The following is a 20843-nucleotide window of genomic DNA, read 5'->3' as shown; positions in this document are numbered from 1 at the left end:
TAAATAGACGGAGGATTCTTCAAACCTCATGGCTAAGATGATTGCATTTGACGAGGAGGCCCGCCGCGGTCTCGAAACGGGTCTGAACACCCTGGCAGACGCTGTCAAGGTCACGCTGGGCCCGAAGGGGCGCAACGTAGTCCTCGAGCGCAAGTGGGGCGCACCGCTGATCACCAACGACGGTGTCTCCATTGCACGTGAAATCGAACTTGAGGATCCTTACGAGAAGATCGGCGCTGAGCTGGTCAAGGAAGTTGCCAAGAAGACCGACGACGTCGCTGGTGACGGTACTACTACCGCTACCGTTCTGGCTCAGGCTCTGGTTTCCGAGGGTCTGCGCAACGTTGCTGCTGGCTCCAACCCGATGGGTATCAAGCGCGGCATCGAGAAGGCTGTCGCGGCCGTTACCGAGAAGCTGCTGGAGTCCGCTAAGGACATCGAGACCAAGGAGCAGATTGCTGCTACCGCTGGTATCTCCGCTGCTGACCCGGCTATCGGTGAGCTGATTGCCACCGCTATGGACAAGGTCGGCAAGGAAGGCGTCATTACCGTGGAAGAGGCCAACACCTTTGGTCTCGACCTGGAGCTGACCGAGGGTATGCGCTTCGACAAGGGCTACATCTCCGGTTACTTCGCCACCGACATGGAGCGCCAGGAGGCCGTTCTGGAGGATCCGTACATCCTCCTGGTTTCCGGCAAGATCTCCAACATCAAGGACCTGCTGCCGCTGCTGGAGAAGGTCATGCAGTCCGGCAAGCCGCTGCTGATCATTGCTGAGGACGTCGAGGGCGAGGCTCTGTCCACCCTGGTCGTTAACAAGATCCGCGGCACCTTCAAGTCTGTCGCTGTGAAGGCACCGGGCTTCGGTGACCGTCGTAAGGCAATGCTGCAGGACATGGCTATCCTGACCGATGGCCAGGTCATCTCTGAGGAGGTCGGCCTGTCGCTCGAGACCGCTGACCTGCCGCTGCTGGGTCGCGCTCGCAAGGTCGTCGTCACCAAGGACGAGACCACCATCGTCGAGGGCGCTGGCGACCAGTCCGCTATCGAGGGCCGCGTCAACCAGATTCGCGCTGAGATCGAGAACTCCGACTCCGACTACGACAAGGAGAAGCTGCAGGAGCGTCTGGCTAAGCTCGCCGGCGGTGTTGCAGTTATCAAGGCTGGTGCCGCAACCGAGGTCGAGCTCAAGGAGCGCAAGCACCGCATCGAGGATGCCGTCCGCAACGCAAAGGCTGCTGTGGAAGAGGGCATCGTCGCTGGTGGCGGTTCCGCACTGCTGCAGGTCTCGCACGTGCTTGACGACGAGCTGGGTCTGACCGGCGACGAGGCAACCGGTGTCCGCATCGTGCGTGCGGCTCTCGCAGCTCCGCTGCGCCAGATTGCTCTGAATGCTGGCCTCGAGGCCGGCGTCGTCACCGAGAAGGTTGCTTCCCTGCCGCAGGGCGAGGGCCTGAACGCTGCTACCGGTGAGTACATCGATCTGATGGAAGCCGGCATCAACGACCCGGTGAAGGTTACCCGCTCCGCACTGCAGAATGCTGCTTCCATTGCGGCTCTGTTCCTGACCACCGAGGCTGTTGTCGCCGACAAGCCGGAACCGGCTATGCCGGCAATGCCGGGTGGCGACGAGATGGGCGGCATGGGCTTCTAAAAGAGGTCCCAACTGCTTGAGTTAGCCTTAAAAAGCGCCGCTGAGGGTTTTCCCTCAGCGGCGCTTTTGCTCTGTAACTTGAGAAAAGTTTAAGTCCCCGGACCCACCCTCGTCGCATCAGATGCCTCAGCGCTTGGTAGTGAAAAATAACCGATGATCTGTACCCATGTACGCAATGCCGAGGACTGTCTGTTATTAATCCTGCTGCCTCAGTACAGAGGTGAGATCCTTGGAGTCCCTTTAAGGCCAGAGACAGGCCGTCGCGCTCGCCGACAATCTGGATGCAACTACCGACTTATCAAAGTGTGAAATTCTTCTGGTTTCGCTACCGAACCCTGCTTGCTATTCGGCCGGCTTATCCGCGGCCTCGATAAGCTCGGTTGACCAGTTCGCCTGCTGAATACGGGTATCCAAGTCCCGGTATTCCTTCGCTGCCTTGTCGGCTTTCTGGCGCAGCGACCGGATATCCACGGTGGCGACATAGCGAATTTCCGAAGCTGAGTATCGATCCCGCCGACCCGAGCCCTGATCGGCTACGGAGGTGTAGAACCGCCGCCGTGTTAGCAGGTGGTCGCGCTTCGCAAGTGCGTCGCTAAGCGTTCCGTCCTCGAAGGCAGTAGCGGAATTCGTTGCGTTAATCGAGCGCACCAGCCATTCGAAGCGCGCCATCAGACGCTCGGCTTCGGCAATAAGCGCTTGCGGATCTTCATCAGGCGTATCGCCTTCTTGGACCTGCGCTACCAGCGCGAGACGGCGATTAATCTCAGCCAGCCGGTCGGAAACTTCGGATCGTGCGGCAAGAGCTTCGGATAACAACATGGCATTTATTGTACGCCAGTGCTAATCGACGGTCGCAGCGTGCAGTCCCACCCCTCAGTTTCGGTAAGACGGAACGTTAACTGCTGGGAAATTGCAGGTAAGGGCACCCGCATGGGGGACGCGTGGCAGAGAAATTCAGTAGGATAAGGGGTATGGCTGACAAGAATGAAGAGGAATTCCACATCGTCGATTTGGCGAAGACCGAAGGTTACGTCGTCGATGATTCTGATGAGGACGATCCGGTACTGGTCACTCCAGACGGTGAGCGGGTTGATACCTGGCGCGATGGCTACCCGTACGAGGAGCGCATGACGCGCAAGGAATATGAGTCTATTAAGAGGAAGCTGCAGATTGAGCTTCTGAAGTGGCAGAACTGGACCAAGGAAACTGGTCAGAAGCACATCATCCTCTTCGAAGGCCGTGACGCCGCTGGTAAGGGCGGCACCATTAAGCGTTTTAACGAGCACCTGAATCCGCGTGGTGCTCGTACTGTCGCTCTGGAAAAGCCGTCGCCGCGTGAGTCCACCTCCTGGTACTTCCAGCGCTACATCGAGCACTTTCCATGCGCTGGCGAGATCGTCTTCTTCGACCGTTCCTGGTACAACCGTTCGGGCGTTGAGCGCGTGATGGGTTTCTGTACTGAGTCCCAGCACGCAGAGTTCCTGCGTGAGGTTCCGATGCTGGAGAACATGATTCTGGGCTCCGGTATTTCGCTGACCAAGCTGTGGTTCTCCGTGACTCAGAAGGAGCAGCGCACTCGCTTCGCTATCCGCCAGGTTGACCCGGTGCGTCAGTGGAAGCTCTCTCCGATGGACCTCGCGTCGCTGGATCGTTGGGGTGACTACACCCGTGCGAAGGAAGAGCAGTTCCGCTACACGGATACTGATGAGTCTCCGTGGATCACCATTAAGTCCAACGACAAGAAGCGTGCCCGCATCAACGCGATGCGCTACGTGTTGAGCAAGTTTGAGTACACGGAGAAGGACCACGAGCTGGTTGGTACTCCGGACCCGAAGATTGTTAAGCGTGGCCGCGACCAGATTGGTGACTAGTTCGGTGGTCCGTGACTGACAAAGTTCTTGTCTAGAAGTAACGCCCGCAGGAGTGCCAGGCACTCGGCGGGCGTTTTCTTATTGCTGGCGGGCGGTGGCGCTGGCAGGCGATGACGTGGTCACGGCTTGCGGCTACGAGCAGGCAGCCGGCGGCGGTGTAGGTGCCGTCGATGAAGATTTGGTCGTAGATTCGGTTGGGGGCTGGGGTATTGGGGACATCGATGAGCCGCAACGAGGTGAACCGGCGGTCGAGCGTGCGCCGGGAGACGTGCAAGGTGCCGGCGACCTCGGTTAAAGACGCAGTGCCGGTGGCGTAGGCGTGAAACGCTTTGAAATCCCGGGTCTGGGTCTGATCGAGGCGGCGGTGTGTGGTGGAGGTTCCAAAGTCAGGGTTTTTACACCGCCACCTGATTGTCCCTTTGGTTGGGGTGCCATTTTTCTTCATTTGCCCAGTACATATGGGGCATCGGGTTTTGTCACTTAACCCGTGGTTGGAGTGGGACTTGGGTTGAAGCAGGGGCAGGTTGTTGGCTTGTCCGGCACTTATGGCCAGGTTTCGGGGACTTATCGATGTATTTCTTGCACTTGTCGATAGATTCCCCTGACTTATCGATGGTTTTTCGGCACTTATGCGCACGCTGTGGGCCAGGTCCTCTCACTTGTCGATGCGCTATTCACTTGTGGCCACGCTGCAGCGCATCGATAGGTGAATAGCGTGGCCACAAGTCGTCGGATGCGTCGGCCCGCCAGCTTGCAGCCTCTACCCCTCAATCAGCTCCTGGCCCCAGTAAGAATCCGGGGTGGTGCCTGGGGCAATCCAGTACACAGCGGAGCCGATGTGGCGGTTCCATTCATTGAGGAGATCTCCGCGATCCAAGCGGGCCTGAATTGCGCTGAACTGGTTGTCCGGGTTCTTCTGGAATGCAACCCAGACCAGGCCAACGTTCGGTCCCTCGAATGGGAAGGCCGACTCACCGGGCTGGTCTTCGTAGGCATAGGCGCGGCGACGCAGGGCGTCGTCAGGCTGGCCATCCTGCTCACGGGAAAGCGCCAGGTGAGACTGGCGGTGGATGAGGTACTCGCCCTGGTCATCGACGGCGTCCATGTCCTCTTCGTCGAACTCGTTATCACCGCCAGAAAGCGGCGCACCGGTGTGGAAGTCACGGCCGATAACGATGGAGCGTTCGTCGGTGCTGAGTTCATCCCAGCTGTTCAGGTCGAGTGCGATACGGCGAACAACCATGACACAGGAGTTGTTGATTGCCTTGTCCTTGGAGTCAATCCACACCTGCTCGGACCATTCATCCGGAGTGGACGGGTTGACGGTGCCGTCGAGCTGACCCAGCGGGTTGCGCGGAGTGGCACCGTGTGGCTGCGAACCCCAGGCGTAGGAGAAGCCCTTCTGGAACCATTTCACGCTAGCCCACGGAGCTGCCTTCTTCTCCAGCAAACGAGACGCGGCAGTAACGGTGACGAGGTCGTCGCCGCACAGCTGCAGAGCGAAGTCAGACTGACCCCACTCGGGGCGGAGCATGTCATGCTGGAATGCGGGGATATCGTGCAGACCAGCCGGCTTACGCTCTGGTTTGCCCAAGATATCGAAGATGCGCTCGCCGAAACCGACGGTAATGGTCAGGTTTGCAGTGGCTGCAACCATTTCCGGTTCCAGATACCCCTCGATGTCCTGGCCTTGGGTGAGGCGGCGGGCAACGTCGGTAAGCGAGGAAAACAGTTCCTTCAGATCTGCTGCGTCGACGCCGTCCTTCAAATCGAATGCGACAAGGCGAAGATGCGCTTGGCCGGGCTGTTCAATGCCTGACTGAACCGGCCCATCGAACGGAATCTTGGCGCCCCTCAGGGAAGTTTCGGAAGCCTGTGTCACTCGAGGTCACTCCTTGAAAAGAGGTGGGATAAATAGCCTTTATGACTACGAGCTTAATCACATTGGCCCCAGCAGGAGAGCACTAAAGCGAAGACTCGGGGAGGGGCTAAGTGAATGGCATATTTGTATATTGCGATATACTTCACATCCACAGCCGCCTCGAAGGTGTTCATGAAGGAAAGTGCTGCATATCGCACGTTTTCCGCGCAAGGTGTGTTTTGAGCTTAGCGCGCATGAAGCCCTCGAGTTATGCAGGGGAATCCCGGTGCAAGTCCGGAACTGTCCCGCAACGGTAAGCATCACTGCCAGAACTTTGGTTTATTCGACGCTTTGATAACCAATCTTGCAGTGATGACAAGTCCGAATGCCTGCCGGTTGTGCAATTTCATATCCGATGCTGATCACGACTGACGAGGAAATCACGAGATCATGGCAATTCACGCAACCCTCGCGGGCATTCCGCGGATAGGGCGTAATCGTGAGCTCAAAAGAGCTCTGGAAAACTACTGGCGCGACCCGGCGACCGGCGGCCTGTTGGCTGCTACGGCGCGCAACACTGTCAATAGCTACATTGGCGCAGCGCTGAAGGCAGGAATCGACTCGGTTCCGACAATTGGGCGCTCGTTCTACGACTCCATGCTGGATACATCGGCGCTGCTCGGAGTGCTTCCAGCCCGCTTCCAGGATGTCCCGAAAACGGACGGTTCCAACCTGCCGGAATGGATCAACCACTACTTCGCCACCGCTCGCGGTACGAAGACGCAACCGGCATCCGCAATGACCAAGTGGTTCGACACTAATTACCACTACATCGTTCCGGAGCTGTCAGCCGATACTGAATTTACCTCTGACCTCATTGACTGGTTGGACGATTCCTGCAGCTTGAACAATGGCGCCACCACCATGCTGCGTCCTCATTTGATTGGTCCAGTGACCTACTTGAGCCTGTCGCGTACCGACGATGGTTCGAACCCACTTGGCCTTCTGGAACAGTTGGCCGATACGTACTCGGAAATCATCGCTCAACTGGGCGAGAAGGGCTTTGAGTGGGTTCAGCTCGATGAGCCGGTATTGGTCACTGACCTCGATGAAGTGACCCTTGCCAGGACCAGCCAGGTCTATGAGAAGTTGGCTAGCGTGGCGGAGTCCGCAAACACCAAGTTGTGGGTGCAGACCTACTTTGGTGATGGTGACCAGGCGCTGGAAACCCTTTCTGGCACAGGCGTGCAGGCCATCGGTTGCGATCTGGTAGCGGGTAGCTCCGAGTTGCCGCATTGGACTGGCAAGGAACTGCTGGTTGCGGGCATTGTCGATGGTCGTAATGTGTGGCGCACCGACTTGGATGCTGCACTGGCGACGCTGGAGAAACTGGCAGCCCGAGGCCCCATCGCGGTGTCGACCAGCTGTTCGCTGCTACACGTCCCGTACTCCCTGGCCGCAGAAAACCCCAGCGAAGAAGATGTCGAGGTGCTGCAGTGGCTGGCCTTCGGTGATGAGAAGATCGCCGAGGTGACCCTCCTGGCGAGGGCCCTCGATGCCAAGTTGAATGACCGCCAACTCGATGCCGAAGATTTGAAGGCGTTGAGGGAGTCCCGGGCCGCCCTGGCGTCGAGGGCAGAATCGAATCGGATTGTTAAACCTGAGGTTCGTGAAACCTTGGAGGCAATCGAAGAGAGCGACCGTACTCGCTCCCCATTCACACTTCGTCGGGCGGCTCAGGCCGAGGCCATCAACTTGCCTCCGCTACCGACCACTACAATCGGTTCCTTCCCGCAGACCAAGCGCATTCGACGTGCACGTGCACAACTGCGCGCGGGAGAGTTAACTCCAGCGGACTATGACTCAGCAATGCTCGCTGAAATTCGATGCGCCATTGAGCAACAGGAAGAACTGGGACTCGACGTGCTGGTTCACGGTGAAGCTGAGCGCAACGACATGGTGCAATACTTCTCGGAGCAGCTGGATGGCTACCTTGCGACCACCAATGGCTGGGTTCAAAGCTATGGTTCCCGCTGCGTGCGACCGCCAATTCTCTACGGTGATATCACCAGGCCAAAGCCGATGACGGTGCAGTGGTACGAAGCAGCGGCAAGCATGACTGACCTTCCCGTCAAGGGAATGCTCACAGGGCCAGTGACCATGTTGGCATGGTCGTTTGTTCGTGATGACCAGCCAATTGGGGACACTGCGGATAACGTGGCGCTGGTCTTGCGCGATGAAATTGCAGATCTCGTGGCTGCTGGAGCACAGATTGTGCAGGTCGATGAGCCAGCCATTCGCGAGCTGCTACCCCTGAACGAAGCGGACCAGCCCGCCTACCTGAAGTGGGCAGTGGGCTCCTTCCGCCTCGCTACCTCCGGTGTGGCTGACGATATTCAGATCCACACGCATATGTGTTACTCGGACTTTAATGAGCTGATCGACACCGTCGATGATCTCAACGCGGATGTCACGTCCATCGAAGCAGCGCGCAATGGCATGCATGTGCTCGCAGCGCTGAAGGACGATGGGTACTCGCGAGGGATTGGCCCAGGCGTCTGGGATATCCACTCTCCTCGTGTGCCGACGGAGGGAGAGATTAGCCAACTTGTGGAAGATGCGCTCGAAAGCGTTGATCCCAGCTTGTTGTGGATTAATCCAGATTGCGGTCTGAAGACCCGATGCTGGGAGGAAACTACCGCTTCTCTAAGAGTAATGGTTTCAGTTGCAAAACGCGCCCGTGTGAAGGTCTCGAGGTCAGCCATCATCCCTTAATGCGCGTCTTTTCGCTTGCCCAGGCTAGGTCGCGCAGCTCGTTCTTGCGCACCTTGCCCGTGGATGTTCGCGGCAACTCATCAATTACGACAACATCGCGTGGAATCTTGTAACCGGCGATGTGAGCGCGACAGTGGGCAATGACAACTTCGGCCACGTTCTTATTGTGCTCGGCAACTTCTTCCGCGGTGCCCTGGCAGCGAGCCTCCGGGCGCAATACAACGTAGGCGCGTGGACGCTCGCCCCATTTGTCATCCGGCACGCCGATGACAGCACAGTCGGATACATCTGGGTAGCTGACCACAGCCTGCTCGACTTCAATAGTGGAGATGTTCTCACCGCCGGAGACGATAACGTCTTTTGCGCGGTCGAGCAGCTGAATATAGCCATCCGGATGCATAACGCCAAGGTCACCGGTGTGGAACCAGCCGCCGCGGAACGCGTGTTCGGTGGCCTCGGGATCCTTGAAATAACCATTCATGACACCGTTGCCAGTCATAATAATTTCGCCGATGGTGGCACCGTCGTTAGGTACGTCAATCAGAGGTGCATCGAGTGCGTCGGATTGTTCGACGATGCGAACATCCTGGTTAGTTACGGTAGCGACACCCTGACGAGCCTTGAGGACGGCGCGGCGACGCACGGTCATGTCCTTCCAATCGGGTTGGGACTCGCAGACCGTGAAGGGGCCGTAAGATTCAGTGAGGCCATACACGTGCGTGATTTCGACGCCAATATTCTCACAGCGCGTGATGATTGTCGGACTCGGCGGTGCACCAGCAGTCATAATGCGCAGGTTGGTGACGCGGCGCTTGTTATCGTCATCGACGAGTGTGGTCAGCACAGCAGGCGCACCGCACATTGAGGTAACACCCTCCTCTACAATCAGGCGCCACATTTCCGGCCCGCGGACAGCGCGAATCGCAACCTGGCGAGCACTCGTCGACATCGCTGCCCACCCTGTACACCAGCCGGAACAGTGAAACATCGGCAGAGTCCACAGGTAGACGGTGTAGTGATTGAAATGCATAGTCTGTACCTGGCCAAGCGCATTCAGATATGCGCCGCGATGCGTGTACACCACACCTTTCGGTTTTCCCGTCGTGCCCGAGGTGTAATTGATCGCAATGGGGTCGTGCTCGTCATCGACGCTGTAGGGCAGGTTCGGACGATTCTTCCCACGCTTGACGACGTCGTCCCCAGCCAAGTACTGGCTAAAGGTAGCAGCGGCCGTATTCTCAGCCTGGTATGCCGAGGTGTCAGCGATCTCGGGTTCGTTGCCTTCGCCGTCTGCGATGTAGATGACCTGCTCAAGTAGGTGCCCGACTGTCGGAAGCGCTTGGTCAATCAAAGTTTGTTCACCGAGCAGCGTGGTGATTTCAGAATGCTCGAGGATGTATTCGATTTCCTTCGCAGCCAGGCGAGTATTAATAGCGACAACGACGCCACCTGCCAGTGGAATAGCGAACTGTGCGAGGAGTGCCTCGTAACTATTTGCCGCGAGTACACCGACCCGGTCGTTTTTCTGGAGGCCATCGTCGATAAGTGCATGTGCGAAGGCCTGCGCGTCGGCGGCCATTTCGGCGAAGGTGATGCGACGTGGGCCGTCGACGAAGCCAACTTTGTTCGGGTGGACGCGGGCACTGCGCTCTAGAAAACGCAGTGGGGTAATTGGCTGATCCAAACCATTTTTGTCAGGGAAAATAGTCATAGGAATTAGGGTAAATGGTTGGATTGCAATACGAAAAGGATTTCGCAAAATAGGGGGAAAGTTTTCGCGGGTGGCTGTCACTCCACCCGCGCAGCCCTACTTCGTCTTGGCCACCACCGGCTCAATTGGGTTGCCTCGCCAGGAAGTGTGCGCAGGAACATGGTCACCGCGCATGACGAGAGAACCGGGCTCGACGCGGCAGCCGTCGTCAAGCACAGATGCCGGCAGTGCGACTGAGTGCGGTCCCAGTACGGAGCCGCGTCCGATGCGGACGGTGTCGAGCGTCATCACGCGGTCGGTGAATAGGTGAGTCTGAACGACACAACCGCGGCCGACAGAAGCACCCCGATCGATGGTGACCAGGTCGGTCTCGGGCAGCCAGTACGTCTCCAGCCACACGCCGTGGCCAACGTTCGCGCCGAGCAGACGCATCGCGCGTGCGATACCGCCGGTGGCCATCGCCGGGTTCAGGTACCACGGCGCGGCAACCATCTCGACGAACGCATCCTGCAGCTCGTTGAGCCAGACGAACTTGCTCCACAATGGGTGGTCACCGGGCTCGTGCTTGCCGACGCACACCCACTTGGCCACGACCGTGACCAACAGCCCCAGCACACCAGCAATCAGCAGCACGGCAGGGGAGAGCAGCCACGTGACCACCAGGCCGAGCAGGGCGGCGCTAACGCCACCTGCGGTGACCAGCTCCGCGGTGAACAGACCAATTCCCTGCAGGCTCAACAGCGTGATCGTCGCCAGCATCAGAGAGACCATCGGCGCCAGGACGCGCAGCGTCTCCACAATGCCGCGGGCGACCTTCAACCCCGTAGTCGGACGGTAGGTCTGCGCTGACTCATCGCTGGAGACAGTGCCCACGCGGCGCATGCGCTCTGGCGGCGAACCCCACCAGTTGGAGCCGGACTTGGTCTTCTTCGGGGTAGAGGACAGCACGGCCACCAGGGAGTTCTTCGCCAGCTTGCGCCCTGGAAGCGTGATACCGGAGTTGCCCAGGAAGGCGCGCTTGCCGATGCGGGAGTCGCCCACCAGCAGCCACCCGCCGCCGAGCTCGTAGCTGCCGACCATTGTGTCGTCAGCCAAGAAGGACTCGTCCTTGACGTGCAAGAACTTCGGAATACCGATCGCGGTGGAGACTTCGCTGTCGTGGCCGATTTGGGCACCCAGCGCACGCAGCCACAGCGGGGTCAGCATGGAAGCGTAGATGAAGAACAGGTCGTGGCGAGCAGCGTCCATCAGGCGAATCGTCGCCCAGGACTGCCAACCCACGCGCGAACGCACCGGGAACACACCCGGCTTCAGGCCGATGCTGAACAGGCGCACGAGAATCAGCGTCAGCAGGGCATACACCGCAACACCGACGAAGGTCGCGGGAATAGCCCACAGCACGGCGCTGCCCAGCGTTGTCCAGAGATTCGAGGTGGTTAGCTCGGTGGTGCCGTCGATAAGCCCCGTGCCCCAACCGATGACAGCAGCCATCGCGACTGCAGCGGACAGCGGCACCAGTGTCAGCAAGACAGCGGTGAGACCGTAGATAGCCACCCAGTGGCGGCGCGCCGGCGGAACTTCCTCCGGGAAGCGGTGCTTGGACCGGCCGACCTTGCGAGCCGGGGAACCCGACCAGCGCGCGCCAGCTTTGACCTTCTTCTCACCGGTGACAGTGGAACCCGCCTCGATGTGAGCGTCATTGCCAATACGCGCGCCGGGCAGCAGCGTTGAACGGGCACCGATGCGGGCGTGCTTGCCAATAGTGACCTCGCCGACGTGGACGACATCGCCATCGACCCAGTAGCCAGACAGATCCACCTCAGGCTCGATCGAGCAGTAATTATCCAGTTTGACCAGGCCCGTCACCGGCGGCAGCGCGTGCAGATTCACGCCCTTACCAATGCGGGCACCCAGCATGCGGGCGTACCACAGCACGAACGGAGCACCCGCCACCGAGTGCACACCGGAGCTCTCTGCCAGGCGTTCGGCCGCCCAAAGGCGCAGATGTACCGAACCACCACGCGGGTAATCACCCGGGGTGATGTTGCGCGTGAGCAGGCGTGTCGTCGCCGCGTTGATGGGCATGACCCCCAGCGGGGTCAGGAACAACACAGCCAGTACGGCCACCAACCAGCCTGGTAGCGTCAGCGGCCCGCCGATGACCCAGTTGATAATCGCAAGCCACGTTACCCAGCGCATGCCGCGTGCCCACTGCAGCGGCACCATGAGGCCGACCTGCGCCCAGCGGGTCTTGCGAGACACAGGCGTCGGCTCGGGCACCTTTTCCAGGTGCGCGGTGGGGTCTGGCGCGTCGGCAAGCATGTCGTCGCTGATGAAACCGCGCGCGACCAGTTCCTCGGCGAGATTGCCCAGGCGCGGGTGGTCGTAGAGATCGCGCACGGCGACCTGCGGGGCGCGCTGGCGAATCCGCGCGATGACGCTCGCCGCCGCCAGGGACGTGCCGCCCAGGGCGAAGAAGTCCGAGGCCGCGCTGGGCGCAGGTACGGACAGCACGTCCGCCCAGATATCGGACAGCCATTTCTCTACAGGGCTCAGCTTGTCGACGTCGCCCTCACCCGCACGTGCAGGCAGTGGCCACGGCAACGCCGCCTTGTCGACCTTGCCGGAGGTGCGAACCGGCAGCTCATCCATGATGTGCAGGCGTGGCACCATCGCGGCTGGCATGGCATCGCGGAGAGTGTCCATGCACTTGTCGTAGTCCATGGCTGCGGCGTCGCCACCGGCGCCGACGTATCCGACCAGGATGGAGTCGCCAGCACCGGTCTTCTGTACCACGACAGTCGCTTGAGTAGCGCCGGGGAGGGCAGCCAGGTGCGCCTCGACCTCGCCGAGCTCAATTCGCCGACCGCCGATTTTCACCTGATCGTCGACCCGGCCGGTGAAGAACAGTCCGTCCTCATCCATGATGACGTGGTCGCCGGTGCGATACGCACGCTCCCAGCCGAGGGCCGGCAGCGGTGCGTACTTCTCGGCGTCTTTTTCCGGATCCAGGTAGCGTGCGAGTCCCACACCGCCGATGACCAGCTCGCCCTTGGTACCCGGTGGGACGGGGTTGCCCTCCTCATCGATGACTGTGAGGTTCCAGCCGTCCAGGGGGAAACCGATGGTCACGGGCTTGCCGGGCTTCAGCTCGATGCCGGAGGCCACGACGGTGGCCTCGGTGGGGCCGTAGGTGTTCCACATCTCGCGCTCTGGGGTGGACAGGCGATCGACCAGCTCTTGCGGGCAGGCCTCGCCGCCGACAATGAGCAGGCGCACACTGTCGAGCGCCTCGGCGGGCCACAGGCCGGCCAGCGTCGGAACTGTGGAAACAGCGGTGATGTGGCGGGAAATCAGCCATGGGCCCAGGTCCACGCCGGAGCGCACCAGCGAACGCGGGGCCGGCACCAGGCAGGCGCCATTTCGCCAGGCCAGCCACATTTCCTCACAGGAGGCGTCGAAGGCGACGGACAAGCCGGCGAGAACGCGGTCATCCGGGCCGAGCGGTCCTTCCGGGTGGTTGGCCAAGAACCAGCGGGCCTCCGCATCGACAAAAGCGGCGGCGCTGCGGTGGGTGACCGCCACGCCCTTCGGCTTGCCGGTGGAGCCAGAGGTGAAAATGATCCAGCAGTCATCGTCAGGAGTGGGCTCCTGTGAGATGACCTCGCGTGCGCTCGGTGGCGTCGGTTCTGCTTCCTCCGAGTCCTCGTCGGAGTCGGCATCGGAGTCCAGCGGACGGGGGCGATTACGTGCCGTGGAGCCGGCCAAATGCAGGCCTTCGGCATCGAAGTAACCGGCGATACCGGCCTCGCCGAAGACCATTTCTGCACGCTCGTCGGGGTCGTCCGCATCCACCGGAACGTAGGCGGCACCGGCAGCCATGATGGACAAGATTGCCACGTAGAGTTCGCGGCTTCCCGACGGCATCCGCACACCAATGCGGTCGCCGCGACGGATGCCCTGTTCATAGAGCCACGTAGCTGTGGAATCAATCTCGTTGATCAACTCCGCATACGTGACGACAACCTCGCCGTCATCAATGGCCTCAGCCTCGGGGAACCTTCGCGCGGTCGCCCGGACAATGTCAATGAGAGTGCGCTCAAGCGGCTGTTCGGTAGCGCGCAGGAACTTCGCTTCAGTGGTTGTCACTTAGAGGACCCCTTCTTATTCTTCTTCTTGCGCTTTTTCTTCTTCGACTTCTTCCGTTTAGGACGCTGGGCATCGCTTGACGACGTCGCCTGCGTCTTATTCTCCGCCATGCCCTTGGTATCTGTCTCAGTGGCCGTGGCCTCTGGAGTAGCGGTCTCAGGCTTCTTCGCGTCGGCATTGCCAGAAGGCGGAGTGCCGGAGTCGGTTTCGGGACTTGCAGCGGAGTCGTCGGCAAGCGATGCGAGCAACGCGCGTACCTCGGGTGCGCATTCGGCGACGGCGGCGCGTTCGGCTCTGCGGAGTGAGCGTCGCAGAGATGCGCGGGTGGTGTTGCCCGTTTCTGTCAGCGCGATGAGCTGGCGGCGACGGTCTTTGGCATCACGCGTGCGCTCAACCAGATTTGCCGACTCCAGAGAGTCGATTAGGCGAACCATGTCAGAGCGGTCCATGCCGAGCAGAGCACTGAGCTCGGTTTGAGCCATGTCGCCACCATCGGCGATGGCCTCCAGAACCCAATACCCGCGGATGGAAATCGACTCAATCTGAGTGCGGCCAAGAGCCGCGTTGACACTGGCGCGGACAGCCGCATCGAGCTGTGCCAGGCACCAGGACGCGGATTTGCGCAGTGCCGCCGGTGCGACGGCGGGGTCGCTTGCGGAGCCTGGCTTGCACTTGGACTTAGTGCTGGCCTTGGTTTTGGTTTTCGCCCCCTTGCGAGCCTTCTTCGCCTTGGTGCCGCCCTGTGTGCCGACAGCAGGCACCTGCGCGTCTACGTCGGCTGCCACACCACCGCTGGTGTTGGCTGAGTCCGCCGAGGAAAGTACGGATGAATCAGACATACTTCCCATACTAGACAATCTGGGGAACCATCAATAATGGGACATGGCCAACTAATAATGCCCCTGTTTGCCTGTGGATTGTTAGAAGGTCGGTGCTTTGGGGTGGGTAAATAAATGAAAAACTGCCCTGCAGGTAGGCAGGGCAGTGGTAGTTGATTTAGTTGGCCTTCTCCATCGGGCGGCCGAAGTGCTCCCAGTCGATCATGCCGCCGGTGATGACGATGGTGTCGATGCCGTTCTTCTCCAACCAAGAAGAAACCTGAGCGGCACGTCCACCGGAGCGGCACATCAGGTAAATGTCGGAATCCAAATCCAGCTCGCCGTAGCGGGACGGAATCTCTTCCATGGGGATGTGAACGGCGCCGGTGGCGTGGCCGTCATCCCACTCCATCTGTGAGCGGACATCAATAATCTGTGCGTCTTCGGGTACTTCAGATACGTTTACGGTTTCCATAGTGCGCACTATACGCAATCCGGCCTTATCGCCGGAAGCAGAAAGGCCGCCGGAGGAAAACTCCGACGGCCGTAGCGCTGAATCACAGGAACTGCGTCAAAGGTACGCGCCCTAGGAACGGGGATTGGTCAGCGCAATTCTTACTTGTGGCTCTTACTTGTGTCGCTCGATAGCCTCAGCCAGGATGCGCTCAGCCTCGGCCTTGTCGCCCCAACCAGAACCGGAAACTTCCTTGCCCGGCTCCAGGTCCTTGTAGTGGACGAAGAAGTGCTCAATCTCGTCCTTGGTGAACTGGGAAACATCGTCGATGTCCTGGTAGTGATCGAAGCGGACATCATCCAGGACGCACAGCAGCTTGTCGTCGCCGCCGGCCTCGTCAGTCATCTTGAAAACGCCGAGCGGACGAGCCTTGACAATAACGCCCGGGAAAACCGGCTCCGGCAAAATCACGAGAGCGTCCAACGGGTCGCCATCCTCGCCGAGGGTTTCATCGATGAAGCCGTAGTCGGCCGGGTAGGCCATTGGGGTGAACAGGTAGCGGTCGAGGTAGACCTTGCCGGTCTCGTGGTCGACTTCGTACTTGTTGCGCTGACCCTTCGGGATCTCAATAGTGACCTCAACGCTCACGGCGATGACTCCTTATAATCGGTGTACACTTCTCTGACGGCTATCTTATGCGAAACCCGCTCAAAACCGTTTATTTGTGCACCTTAAGTGAGGTTTTGTTTTCAGGAAGAAGGTGTTTGTGACCGTGGGTAGTACCGACTCTGACAGCTCCAAAACCGCCGCTAAGGGCACGCAAAAATCGCCCAGTTCCGTAAAATCCGGCACATCCAAGAAGTCGCACGGACTGAAAATCGGCGGTGCCATCGCCGGTGTTCTCGTTATCGCAGCGGGCGGCGGCGTAGCGGTTGTCGTCAATAACAATCGTCAGATTGTGGTCGATGCGCCGCCGGCCGTCAGTCATGTTTCTGCTCCCGTGACGGCTGCACAGTCTTCGCTTGACGACGGCACTCTGGCCCAAAAAGTCAGCGCCATCATGGACGCTGCTGCGGCCGATCCAGCCTTCGGTGAGCTGCATGGAATTGTCAGCGACGCTACGACCGGTCAGAAACTGTGGGGGATTAATGACACCGCGGTGGCCATGCCGGCGTCCAGCATGAAGATTCTCACCGCGTCTGCCGCACTGTTGGACTTAGGTGAAGATCATCGGGTTTCCACCCGCGTCTCCCGGGTCACGGGGACTAATGACATCGTTTTGCACGGCGGGGGCGACCCCACTTTAAGCAAGGACGGGGAAGGGTTCTTCCAGGACTCGGCTTCCATCGCTGAGTTGGCGAAAAAGATTTCCGTGGTCATTCCGGAGGGGGTCGGCAAGGTTTATCTCGACAACTCTCTATTCACTGAGAGTTTCCACGAGACCTGGGAGCGCGCGGGGCTGGAGGACGGCTACATCGCACCGGTGGAGTCGGTGATGATGGACGCCGGTCGTATCGATCCGACGAATGAAGAATCGCAGCGCAGCGCCACACCGGCTGCGGATGCCGCTGATGCACTGGCCAAGGCGCTTGGTGCGGAAAACGGAGGCAGCTTGAGGGATGCGGCCAAGGATGGTCAGTCACCGCCTCTGGATCCAGACCCCGTCGCGCTGGTGCAGTCGGCTCCGTTGGTTACCCGTGTGCACGAGATGATGAACTACAGCGACAACGTGCTTGCTGAGTCCATTGCCCGTGAGGTGGCTATCTCTCGCGGCCTGCCGCCGACCTTTGAGGGTGCCGCACGTGCCGTGCGGGACACTCTCGCGGAGCACGGTTTTCCTCTCGATGGCGCGGTGCTGTCGGACTCCAGCGGCCTGAGCACTGATAACCGTATTTCTCCGCAGCATCTCTCCGAGGTGCTCAATTCGGCCGCGGGTCCGGTGGAGTCGGCCGAGCAGGGGGGACTGGCGGAGTCGCAGGAGTCGTCGGAAAGCACTGCGTTGCGGTTGCGCCCACTGCTGGATAGCCTGCCGGTGGCGGCGGTGTCCGGCACTCTGGCGACGCGCTTTGCTGGTCAGTCCGGGGCGGGCATCGTCCGTGCGAAGACGGGCACGCTGAATAAAGCCTCGGCGTTGGCGGGATATGTGGTGACGAAGTCGGGACAGGTGCTGACGTTCGCACTGATCTCCAACGAGGCGAGCCTGTTGCCGGCAAGAGCTGCGGCCGATAAGGCAGCGAGCGCCCTTGCGGATATCTAAACTGAGATTCATTTGCCGCTGAAAATAATTTGAGGAGATGAATCCGCAATGGCCTCTCACACTTCCGCGATTAGGAACTTGCCAACCGTTCACGAGATTGCCGCACAGGTTCGCGAGGGAAAGCTAAGCCCGGTGGACAGCGTGCAGCGCAGTCTCGACGCTATCGCCAGACTGGATGGAGGGATTCATGCCTTCCGTGAAGTGTGGGCGGATAGGGCTTTGCAGGCTGCGCGGGAACTCGAGCAAAACGGGAAACTCTCGGAGTTGCCGCTCGCAGGTGTGCCATTCGCGCTGAAGGAAAACACCGCTCTAGAGAACCCGTTTGTCCAGCAGTTGACTAGCGCCGGTGCAATCGCGGTGGGAACTACGGTGAATCCGCAGTTCTGTACGTGGGGGACGACGACGCTGCCGGGGCTGGCCGTCGACAATCCGATTCTGCCGGGGCACACTCCGGGTGGGTCCTCCGGTGGTTCCGCAGCGGCTGTCGCCGCTGGGATAGTTCCGTTTGCGCAGGGCAACGACGGCATGGGGTCACTGCGTATCCCTGCAGCGTGCTGCGGGCTTTCGACCCTGAAGGCGACCCCGGGAACAATGCCGGGGCGCGTGGGAGGCAATGACTGGTACGGAATGTCTGTCCAAGGGGTGCTCACGGTCAACAACGAGGACTTGCGCCTGATTACCAAGATCCTCACAAATGGCATGGTGGATGCGGAGGATCCGGCGAAAACCCTTCCTGAAAACTTCGCCGTCAGCGTAGACACCACTGCACCCGTATTCGGTTTGAAGGCTGCGCCGGAGTACGTCGATGCGGCGCAACAGGCGGCGAGAGTATTCGCGGACAAGGGCTTTGCCGTCACGGAAAAGAACATGCCGTACCCGCTGAACCCGCTGCCGATGCTCGCACGCTGGACTGCGGGGGTGGCAGATCAACTTCGCGACGAGCCGCGCCCTGATCACCTGGAGTGGCGCAACCGAGTCCACGCCGGCATTGGTCGCTTGCTGCGTTTCACAATCAATGGTCGCCAGGTGGCACGCGATGGCGCCCGCATCGAGCGTGAGCTGCCGGGTGACACCATTTTGATTACCCCGGCTCTGGCCAAGAATCCCCCGCGGATCCGCGCATGGCATCGTATGCCCTGGATTGTGAACCTGCTGTCCAATCTGCGCTTCACTCCCTACGTCTCGACGTGGAATTACCTGGGATTCCCGGCTGGCATCGTTGTGGAACCGACCTCTGGGTTGCCGGTGCAACTGATTGCGCGCCCGACCCAGGAGCGAATTTTGCTTACCGCGATGGAAACCATCGCAAGTGGTGGGCACGTTGGCTAGACCTTTTTGGCCGGACCGCAGCCCTCATTTCCTCATCATTCGGCAAGCTGTCCGCGCGATAGTGCAGCAGGTGGGGCAGGAGCTAGGCAGTGGTGTCGTCATTGGGCTTTCCGGAGGTGCGGATTCACTCGCCCTGACCGCCGGAGCCTGTGCGGAGGCTCTCGGGCCCAAGGGTGCGCTGGCCGGCCGCAAAGTCCACGCCGTCGTTGTGGATCATCAGCTTCAGCAGGGCTCTGCAGAAGTCGCCGAGCGTGCCGCCCACATGGCTCGGGAGATGGGGGCTACGGCCGAGGTTATCGCGGTCGATATCAACAACAATTCCGACCGTGGTCCCGAATACGAGGCGCGTTTGGCACGACACACAGTGCTACGGGAGGTCGCCCAATCTCGAGGTGCGGCGCTGATGCTCGCCCACACCTTGGACGACCAGGCGGAAACAGTTGTGCTGCGGCTGGCCAGGGGAGGCGGTCCGCAGGCGCTGTCCGCCATCCGCGACAACCTCACGTGGTCGGACGGGACTCGGATTCTGCGCCCGCTGCTCGGCGTGCGACGCACCGACACGCAGCTCTGCTGCGAAGAGCTGGGCTTGAAGGTCTGGCACGACCCGCACAACCATGACGACCATTACGCCCGCGTCCGGGTTCGAAAGACGATTTTGCCGCTGCTGGAGAAGGAGCTGGGTCCGGGAGTTGCGGAAAATCTCGCTAAGACTGCGGCGATTGCAGCAGTCGACAATGACTTTTTGGACGCTCATGCCGACTCGGCTCTGCATGCGCTGCTGGGGGAGGAAGTGACGTCGGCAAGCGGGAGTCTGTCTGTGCGAGGGGTGGCCGAGCTTGACGACGCCATCGCGGTGCGCGTCCTCGCTCGTTGGTTGAGACAGGCGGGGGCGGAGCCCAGCAGTAAACAAATCGATATGGTTATGGCGCTTGTGCACCGCTATCACGGCCAGGGCGAAGTGCCGGTGACCCGCGGTCGCGATGGTGCTGACAGAAATGCCAGGTTGGTCGTTGAGCGAAAAGATGGCACTCTACAATTGGTAATGAATCGTCCCGCGGTGCCTTAAGAAGGGTGCCGCAATCCAACTTCCGGCGGCTGAGAACAATCAGTCGCCTTAACCCCGAACTTGCACTGGGGCAGTTACGCTCCATCGACACGCCGCCATAGAAGTGCGGAAAGGAAATGCGATGCATGATGTGAAGGATTTCAACGTCCCCGCAAACCCCTACGGCGATGAGGTAGAGGCAGTTCTCATTGGCGAAGAGGAGCTGCATGCTCGCATTGCCGAGATGGCGCATCGTGTGAATGAGAAGTACAAGGATGCCGATAGCGATCTGATTCTGGTCGCAGTGCTCAAGGGTGCGGTGTTCTTCCTGACTGACTTCGCTCGTCAGCTCAGCATTCCCAGCCAGATGGAGTTCATGGCGGTTTCCAGTTACGGAAACTCCACCTCGTCGTCAGGCGTGGTGCGTATTTTGAAGGACCTGGATCGCGATATTGAGGGACGCGATGTTGTGATCGTCGAGGACATCATTGACTCCGGCCTGACCCTGTCCTGGTTGATGAAGAACCTGCGCAACCGGAATCCGCGCTCCCTGGAGGTCATTACGCTGCTGCGTAAGCCGGAGGCTGTGCGCACCAGCCTGGATGTTGCGGATGTTGGCTTCGACATTCCGAACGAGTTCGTCATCGGTTACGGCCTGGATTACGCCGAGCGCTACCGCGATTTGCCGTACGTCGGCACGCTTCACCCGCGCGTTTACCAGGGCTAGGTCTGTCTTCGGCGTTTATTGCACAGTGCCGATGCTTTACGACGGGCATTGCGCGCGTACCCTCCCGCAGTTCTAGCTGGCTTCTAGCTATGAAAAGTAGGAGTTGGAAACTTTTTTCGGTTGCGATGCGTTATGCCTACTGTGGGGTCAGGTGCCATGAGCCCTGGCCCCACGTTGTGTCATTGATGTGTC

The 20843-nt window shown here is 60.0% G+C and carries 14 protein-coding genes, 1 pseudogene and 1 riboswitch; of the genes and pseudogenes, 7 read left to right on the top strand and 8 right to left on the bottom strand.

Annotation, left to right across the window (positions count from 1 at the left end):
- Window positions 1-28 precede the first annotated feature (28 nt).
- Window positions 29-1654 carry a chaperonin GroEL gene (gene groL / locus CORAM0001_RS03715; protein WP_005510152.1) on the top strand — a complete coding sequence of 542 codons (1626 nt, stop codon included), beginning with the start codon at window positions 29-31 and terminating at the stop codon, window positions 1652-1654.
- A 342-nt stretch (window positions 1655-1996) separates the two neighbouring features.
- Here the strand turns inward: groL and CORAM0001_RS03710 are convergent, their stop codons facing one another.
- A complete protein-coding gene (locus CORAM0001_RS03710) occupies window positions 1997-2473 on the bottom strand; it encodes a DIP1984 family protein (RefSeq protein WP_005510231.1) in 477 nt (158 codons plus the stop codon).
- A gap of 152 nt (window positions 2474-2625) precedes the next feature.
- Here CORAM0001_RS03710 and ppk2 point away from each other — a divergent pair, with 152 nt between their 5' ends.
- Window positions 2626-3525, top strand: coding sequence for a polyphosphate kinase 2 (gene ppk2 / locus CORAM0001_RS03705; RefSeq protein ID WP_005510168.1), 900 nt, complete (start codon window positions 2626-2628; stop codon window positions 3523-3525).
- Between the two features lie 106 nt (window positions 3526-3631).
- Here ppk2 and CORAM0001_RS11020 read toward each other — a convergent pair.
- Window positions 3632-3970 (bottom strand): annotated as a pseudogene (locus tag CORAM0001_RS11020) (IS1249 family transposase); the annotation flags it as partial.
- Between the two features lie 315 nt (window positions 3971-4285).
- Window positions 4286-5407 (bottom strand): Dyp-type peroxidase, encoded by a 1122-nt coding sequence (locus tag CORAM0001_RS03695; protein ID WP_005510196.1) that lies wholly within the window; start codon window positions 5405-5407, stop codon window positions 4286-4288.
- A gap of 192 nt (window positions 5408-5599) precedes the next feature.
- Window positions 5600-5797, top strand: a riboswitch (cobalamin riboswitch).
- 39 nt (window positions 5798-5836) lie between these two features.
- On the opposite strand from CORAM0001_RS03695, the gene metE reads away from it, so the two are divergent.
- A complete protein-coding gene (gene metE, locus CORAM0001_RS03690) occupies window positions 5837-8161 on the top strand; it encodes a 5-methyltetrahydropteroyltriglutamate--homocysteine S-methyltransferase (RefSeq protein ID WP_005510219.1) in 2325 nt (774 codons plus the stop codon).
- Here metE and CORAM0001_RS03685 read toward each other — a convergent pair.
- From CORAM0001_RS03685 to CORAM0001_RS03665, 5 genes are all read right to left on the bottom strand, one after another.
- Window positions 8151-9872, bottom strand: a complete 1722-nt coding sequence (locus CORAM0001_RS03685; protein ID WP_040361080.1) for an AMP-binding protein — start codon at window positions 9870-9872, stop codon at window positions 8151-8153. The two genes, metE and CORAM0001_RS03685, sit on opposite strands and share 11 nt — an antisense overlap.
- 96 nt (window positions 9873-9968) lie before the next feature.
- Window positions 9969-14021: a Pls/PosA family non-ribosomal peptide synthetase gene (locus tag CORAM0001_RS03680; protein WP_005510160.1), complete on the bottom strand. Its 4053-nt coding sequence runs from the start codon at window positions 14019-14021 to the stop codon at window positions 9969-9971.
- A complete protein-coding gene (locus tag CORAM0001_RS03675; protein ID WP_005510259.1) occupies window positions 14018-14860 on the bottom strand; it encodes a MarR family winged helix-turn-helix transcriptional regulator in 843 nt (280 codons plus the stop codon). The genes CORAM0001_RS03680 and CORAM0001_RS03675 overlap by 4 nt, the downstream gene beginning before the upstream one ends.
- 157 nt (window positions 14861-15017) lie before the next feature.
- Window positions 15018-15314 (bottom strand): rhodanese-like domain-containing protein, encoded by a 297-nt coding sequence (locus tag CORAM0001_RS03670; RefSeq protein WP_016421494.1) that lies wholly within the window; start codon window positions 15312-15314, stop codon window positions 15018-15020.
- A gap of 153 nt (window positions 15315-15467) precedes the next feature.
- Window positions 15468-15941, bottom strand: a complete 474-nt coding sequence (locus tag CORAM0001_RS03665; RefSeq protein ID WP_005510088.1) for an inorganic diphosphatase — start codon at window positions 15939-15941, stop codon at window positions 15468-15470.
- Between the two features lie 124 nt (window positions 15942-16065).
- On the opposite strand from CORAM0001_RS03665, the gene dacB reads away from it, so the two are divergent.
- The 4 genes from dacB (at window position 16066) to hpt (ending at window position 20651) form a co-directional block, all read left to right on the top strand.
- Window positions 16066-17550, top strand: a complete 1485-nt coding sequence (dacB, locus tag CORAM0001_RS03660; protein ID WP_244261985.1) for a D-alanyl-D-alanine carboxypeptidase/D-alanyl-D-alanine endopeptidase — start codon at window positions 16066-16068, stop codon at window positions 17548-17550.
- Window positions 17551-17598: 48 nt separating this feature from the next.
- Complete coding sequence (locus CORAM0001_RS03655; protein ID WP_005510150.1) at window positions 17599-18879, top strand: amidase family protein; 1281 nt, start codon at window positions 17599-17601, stop codon at window positions 18877-18879.
- A complete protein-coding gene (tilS, locus tag CORAM0001_RS03650) occupies window positions 18872-19945 on the top strand; it encodes a tRNA lysidine(34) synthetase TilS (protein WP_244261984.1) in 1074 nt (357 codons plus the stop codon). The genes CORAM0001_RS03655 and tilS overlap by 8 nt, the downstream gene beginning before the upstream one ends.
- A 121-nt stretch (window positions 19946-20066) precedes the next feature.
- On the top strand, window positions 20067-20651 hold the full coding sequence (hpt, locus tag CORAM0001_RS03645; RefSeq protein WP_005510094.1) for a hypoxanthine phosphoribosyltransferase: 585 nt from the start codon (window positions 20067-20069) through the stop codon (window positions 20649-20651).
- Window positions 20652-20843 lie beyond the last annotated feature (192 nt).

It is taken from the genome of Corynebacterium amycolatum SK46 (assembly GCF_000173655.1).
Lineage (GTDB): Bacteria > Actinomycetota > Actinomycetes > Mycobacteriales > Mycobacteriaceae > Corynebacterium > Corynebacterium amycolatum_A.
This window is presented reverse-complemented; position numbering and strand designations above follow the sequence as displayed.